This window comes from Streptomyces pseudogriseolus (genome assembly GCA_002154585.1).
Lineage (GTDB): Bacteria > Actinomycetota > Actinomycetes > Streptomycetales > Streptomycetaceae > Streptomyces > Streptomyces pseudogriseolus.
Genome location: MUNG01000547.1, coordinates 1 through 1,758, shown reverse-complemented (window position 1 = coordinate 1,758; position 1,758 = coordinate 1). Strand labels below are relative to the sequence as shown.

The following is a 1,758-nucleotide window of genomic DNA, read 5'->3' as shown; positions in this document are numbered from 1 at the left end:
GGGGGGCGTAGCGGCCTTGGGGGTGCGGGGAGGCGGCCCCCTGCGTGGCCGCGTCCAGGGCGTTCACGCGGGCCGTGAGTTCCGCGCAGCGGGCGGTCGCTCGGCGGTGGTCGTCCTCGGCCCAGGCGAGGTCGGCGGCCAGGACGTCCGCGTCCTCCTGCCCGGCCGCGGAGGCGAGGCGGTGTGTCAGATCGGCCCGGCGGTCCGCCGCGTACCGCTGCTCGCGCAGCATCACGTCGAGGCGGTCGCGCAGTGCCTGCCGGGCGCCGGGCCGCGCGTCGTACGCCGCCGTCGCCCCGGCGTGCAGTAAGCGCGCCCGCGGCAGCTCCGCCTCGGCGGCCGCGGGGCCGTGGACGGCGGCGAGGTCCTGGAGCAGCGACTCCACCACGTCCCACGGCGGCAGTTCCCGCCCTTCGGCGCACGCGCGCATGCCGTCGGGGTCGCGCTGCCAGAACACCAGACACCAGCCCGTGTACCGGTCCAGACGCGCCAGGAGACCTCGTAGGTGGTCCGTGAACTCCCGGACGCCGTCCGGGAGTTGCTCCGTCGCCATAGCCAACTCCCGCCAGTCCCGGAGTACTCGACTCCGTAGATAACACCTGGCGTGTTACAGCGACGCTACGCAGAGTTTTCCGGCGGGGGTGCGGGGCGGCCCGGACCGGGCCGGTCGCCCCGCTCAGGCGGCGATCGTCGCGTCCGGGGCGCCCGGCGCGCCCGTGGCCTCCCGCGCGCAGCGCCCGATCAGCTCGTCCATCGACAGCCCGAGCGCCCCGGCCAGCGCGGCCACGGTGAAGAACGCGGGGGTCGGCGCCCGCCCCGTCTCGATCTTGCGGAGGGTCTCCGCGGAGATGCCGGCGTTCGCGGCGACGTCGGTCATGCTGCGGGCTCCGCGCGCCTCGCGCAGCAGCCGGCCGAGCCGCTCGCCGCGTTCGCGCTCTTCCGGGGTCAAGGGGGTGCGCACCATGACACCATTCTAATACCGGTATAGTAATTGGCATGGTGGAGCTGAAGACCGACGCATCGATCGATGCCATGTACGAGACGGGCCAGGTCGTGGCCCAGGCGCTGACGGCTGTACGGAAGGCCGCCGACGTGGGCGTTTCCCTGCTGGAGCTGGACGAGGTGGCCCGGGAGGTGCTGAACGCGGCCGGCGCGACGTCGCCGTTCCTCGGGTACCGGCCCACGTTCGCGCTCACCCCGTTCCCCGCCGTGATCTGCGCGTCGGTGAACGACGCGATCGTGCACGGCATCCCGACGAAGTACCGGCTGCATGACGGGGACCTCGTGTCCATCGACTGCGGCGCCCAACGGGGCGGCTGGGCGGGCGACTCGGCGATCAGCTTCGTCGTGGGCACCGCGCGCCCGGCGGACGTCCGGCTGGTCGAGACGGCCGAGCGGGCGCTCGCGGCGGGCATCGAGGCGGCCGTGGTCGGCAACCGCATGGGCGACATCGCGCATGCCATCGGCACGGTGTGCCGTGGCGCGGGTTACGGGATCATGGAGGACTTCGGGGGTCACGGCATCGGCCGCCGCATGCACGAGGACCCGCCGGTGCCGAACGAGGGCCGGCCGGGACGCGGACTGCCGCTGCGGCACGGCATGGTCCTGGCGATCGAGCCGATGCTGATCGCGGGCGGCGGGGACGCCTACCGCACCGACCCGGACGGCTGGACCCTCCGCACCACGGACGGCACCCGCGCGGCCCACACGGAACACACGGTCGCGATCACACAGGCGGGGCCGCGCGTCCTGACGGCG

Annotated in this window: 2 protein-coding genes and 1 pseudogene; 1 reads left to right on the top strand and 2 read right to left on the bottom strand. The window is 74.2% G+C overall.

Annotated features, from left to right (window positions below):
- Positions 1-553: pseudogene (locus CCN29_RS32545) on the bottom strand (hypothetical protein); the annotation flags it as partial.
- Positions 554-676: 123 nt separating this feature from the next.
- Positions 677-964: a helix-turn-helix domain-containing protein gene (locus CCN29_RS32540; RefSeq protein WP_006135019.1), complete on the bottom strand. Its 288-nt coding sequence runs from the start codon at positions 962-964 to the stop codon at positions 677-679.
- Between the two features lie 32 nt (positions 965-996).
- On the opposite strand from CCN29_RS32540, the gene map reads away from it, so the two are divergent.
- Positions 997-1,758, top strand: a 762-nt coding sequence (gene map / locus CCN29_RS32535; RefSeq protein ID WP_086686112.1) for a type I methionyl aminopeptidase, incomplete at its 3' end; no start/stop codon positions are given.